The following is a 3158-nucleotide window of genomic DNA, read 5'->3' on the forward strand; positions in this document are numbered from 1 at the left end:
TGAGTCATCCCTAGAGCTTCGAGCTCTCTAAAGGGTTGTCGTAGACTACGACGTTGATAGGCAGGGTGTGTAAGCGCTGTGAGGCGTTGAGCTAACCTGTACTAATTGCCCGTGAGGCTTAACCATACAACACCCAAGAGGTTTTGGGTTGGACTYGAAATAAAGCCAGTTGATTGTGGCGAGAACGAACAGCTTTCTAGATTGATGGTTTTCACTTTTTAAAAAAGTGAAGACAAAACAAAATTTTGCTTGGCGACCATAGCGCTTTGGACCCACCTGACTCCATGCCGAACTCAGTAGTGAAACGAAGCAGCGCCGATGGTAGTGTGGGGTCTCCCCATGTGAGAGTAGGACATCGCCAGGCTTTCATTGCTTATCTTGTTGATAGCTCGATGCTTTTGATATCTGCGATGCTCATGTATTGGCATACACTGCGCGTCTCGATTCAACATCCTCATCGCATCAAACAAGATAATCTAATTAGAGCTTAATGTTGGGCTTTAGTTAGCAAAAATTTAAGCATCAAAGCGGATGTCTGTAAGACTTTGATGAGAAGTGATTTAATTATCAAAGCAGATAAAAAGTAAGACTTTGGTAAAGCGTTTTCGCTGATATAGCTCAGTTGGTAGAGCGCACCCTTGGTAAGGGTGAGGTCGGCAGTTCAAATCTGCCTATCAGCACCAGTATTTTCTTGGCGGCCATAGCGTAACGGCACCACCTGAATCCATGCCGAACTCAGAAGTGAAACGTTGCTGCGCCGATGGTAGTGTGGGGTCTCCCCATGTGAGAGTAGGTCACTGCCAAGAGTTATTCATAAGCCCTCCGCATTTGCGGGGGGCTTTTTCGTTTCTACGTATTGTCCTTCCATACCGATTCCTTTCTATTCTAAATAGAGTATTACCCTTTCCCACTTGATTATTGCTTGAGCTCTATAATCGGCTGCGTTATGTTATTAGATATCTGGACGTCTAAACATCTCTAGGAGGCAGTGATGCCGATTAAAATTCCGGACCAACTTCCCGCGACCAATATTCTGCGGCGTGAAAATATCTTTGTGATGACAGAAACGCGCGCGGTAAGTCAAAACATCCGTCCGCTGAAAGTCCTGCTTCTAAACCTGATGCCAAAGAAAATCGAGACCGAAACGCAATTTATGCGTTTGCTCTCTAACAGCCCTTTGCAAGTGGATGTTGAGCTTTTACGGATAGATAACCGACCAAGCAAGAACACGCCGACCGAGCATCTTGATACCTTCTATCGCCAATTTGAGGCCGTGCGGGGGCGTAACTTCGATGGTTTGATTGTCACAGGCGCGCCACTCGGATTAGTGCAGTTTGAGGACGTGATTTACTGGGAGCATTTACAGGATGTGATGAATTGGGCACACCAACATGTCACCTCCACACTCTATATTTGTTGGGCAGCGCAAGCGGGCTTAAAGCTACTTTACGATTTGCCTAAGAAAACTCGCAAAGAAAAGCTATCAGGTGTTTATCGCCATCAGATAAATAGCGAGTTATCTAAGCATCCACTATTACGCGGTTTTGATGATAGTTTCTTAGCGCCTCATTCACGTTATGCAGACTTTTCTCCTCATTATCTGAATGAACATACCGATCTCGATATCTTAGCCACGTCCAATGAGGCGGGGACGTATCTGGCCGCGACGAAAGATAAACGCAATGTGTTTGTCACTGGGCACCCTGAGTATGATGCGCATACTTTGAATGACGAGTATCACCGCGATTTAGAGGAGGGGATGGAGCCGGTGATCCCCATTAACTATTACCCGGATGACGATCCTTCTCAGCCACCGTATGTGAGCTGGYGCAGTCACGGGCATCTGCTGTTTGCGAATTGGCTGAACTATTGTGTCTATCAGCAAACCCCCTTCGATTTGGATACATTTTCAGCGTCTAACTTTACGCTTGATGAATAAAAAAGGCGCCACCTGGCGCCTTTATGATAGACAAAGGCGCGGAGTTCATTGAAGGCGCTTGTCCATCTCGTCTTGAGCTGCGTTTGCTTTATCAACCATGCCGGTCATGGTTGAGCCTTGTACCAAAATAGAAAACACCACCACCGCGTAAGTCATCACCAAAATCAGCTCTCTGACATCGATTTGTTTTTCTGGGACCACAATAATGCCAGCTGGTACCGCCATGGCCATGGCCAAGGCGAGGCCTCCACGCAATCCTCCCCATGTGAGAATGCGCACAGCCCACGGGTTATATTCGCGAAAGCATCGGAAACCGAGATAGCAGGCTTTGACACTCAAATAGCGAGCCGCTAGCACTAAAGGCACTACACAACCCATTACAATCCAGTCCTCTTCATGAAAGGTGATTTGCAACAAGCTCAAGCCGATGAGCAAGAACAGTAAGCTGTTAAGAAATTCATCGACCAGTTCCCAGAAATGGTCGAGGTGATCTTCACTTTCTTTGGAAAAGCCAATAAAGCGGGTCCAGTTACCGATCATGATCCCGGAGACGACCATTGCCAGTGGACCGGAAACATGCAGCATATCGGCGAGCACATAGCCAGCACTGGGAATGGCTAAAGTGAGCAACAGCTCCATGGAGTGATCGTTAGTGGCACAAATCAAACGGTGAAAGGCATAGCCTAAAACTAGGCCGTAACATATGCCGCCAATCGCTTCTTGCGCAAACAGCGACAGGGTACCCGCCAAGGTTGGGTTTTGATGTCCGAATGCGAGGGTGAAAATAGTCACAAACACCACCAAGCCAAAACCATCGTTAAACAACGACTCGCCTTCGATTTGGGTGGTAATACGCATGGGGGCATGTAATTTTTTGACAATCGCAAGCACGGCAATGGGGTCCGTGGGTGAGATAAGGGCGCCGAAAAGTAAGCAGTAAATATAATCAAATTGTACCCCAATCAGTTGGAACACGCCCCACACACCGGATCCCACTAAAAACACGGAGAGCAGCGTCGCACCGAGTGCTAGGGTGGTGATTTCCCATTTTTGGTCTGAAAACGAAGGCAGTTTGACGCCCAGCCCTCCAGCAAAAAGTAGAAAGCCAAGCACGCCCTCAAGGAGAAACTCCTCAAAATGAATATCCCCTAAAGTTTGCGCGGCAATCGCCTTTAGAGGCAGGGCTTGATACTGACCGGCAATCACTATCCCTAAAGAC

Annotated in this window: 2 protein-coding genes, 1 tRNA gene and 3 rRNA genes; 5 read left to right on the forward strand and 1 reads right to left on the reverse strand. The window is 47.5% G+C overall.

Translation table 11 applies throughout. The annotated features are described in order from the left end of the window. The 5 genes from BZG83_RS16145 to metA form a co-directional block, all read left to right on the forward strand. Positions 1-126, forward strand: a 23S ribosomal RNA gene (locus tag BZG83_RS16145); the annotation flags it as partial. 122 nt (positions 127-248) lie between these two features. Beyond that, positions 249-364 (forward strand): 5S ribosomal RNA (gene rrf / locus BZG83_RS16150). 243 nt (positions 365-607) lie between these two features. Continuing rightward, positions 608-683, forward strand: a tRNA-Thr gene (locus BZG83_RS16155). 7 nt (positions 684-690) lie between these two features. Further along, positions 691-806, forward strand: a 5S ribosomal RNA gene (rrf, locus tag BZG83_RS16160). A 185-nt stretch (positions 807-991) separates the two neighbouring features. Further along, the gene (gene metA, locus BZG83_RS16165; RefSeq protein ID WP_077482083.1) at positions 992-1939 is read left to right on the forward strand and encodes a homoserine O-acetyltransferase MetA; all 948 of its coding nucleotides are present in this window, start codon (positions 992-994) and stop codon (positions 1937-1939) included. A 45-nt stretch (positions 1940-1984) separates the two neighbouring features. Here the strand turns inward: metA and BZG83_RS16170 are convergent. Further along, on the reverse strand, positions 1985-3158 hold a 1174-nt coding region (locus tag BZG83_RS16170; protein ID WP_077482085.1), incomplete at its 5' end, for a cation:proton antiporter.

It is taken from the genome of Salinivibrio sp. PR919, from assembly GCF_001995355.1.
Lineage (GTDB): Bacteria > Pseudomonadota > Gammaproteobacteria > Enterobacterales > Vibrionaceae > Salinivibrio > Salinivibrio proteolyticus.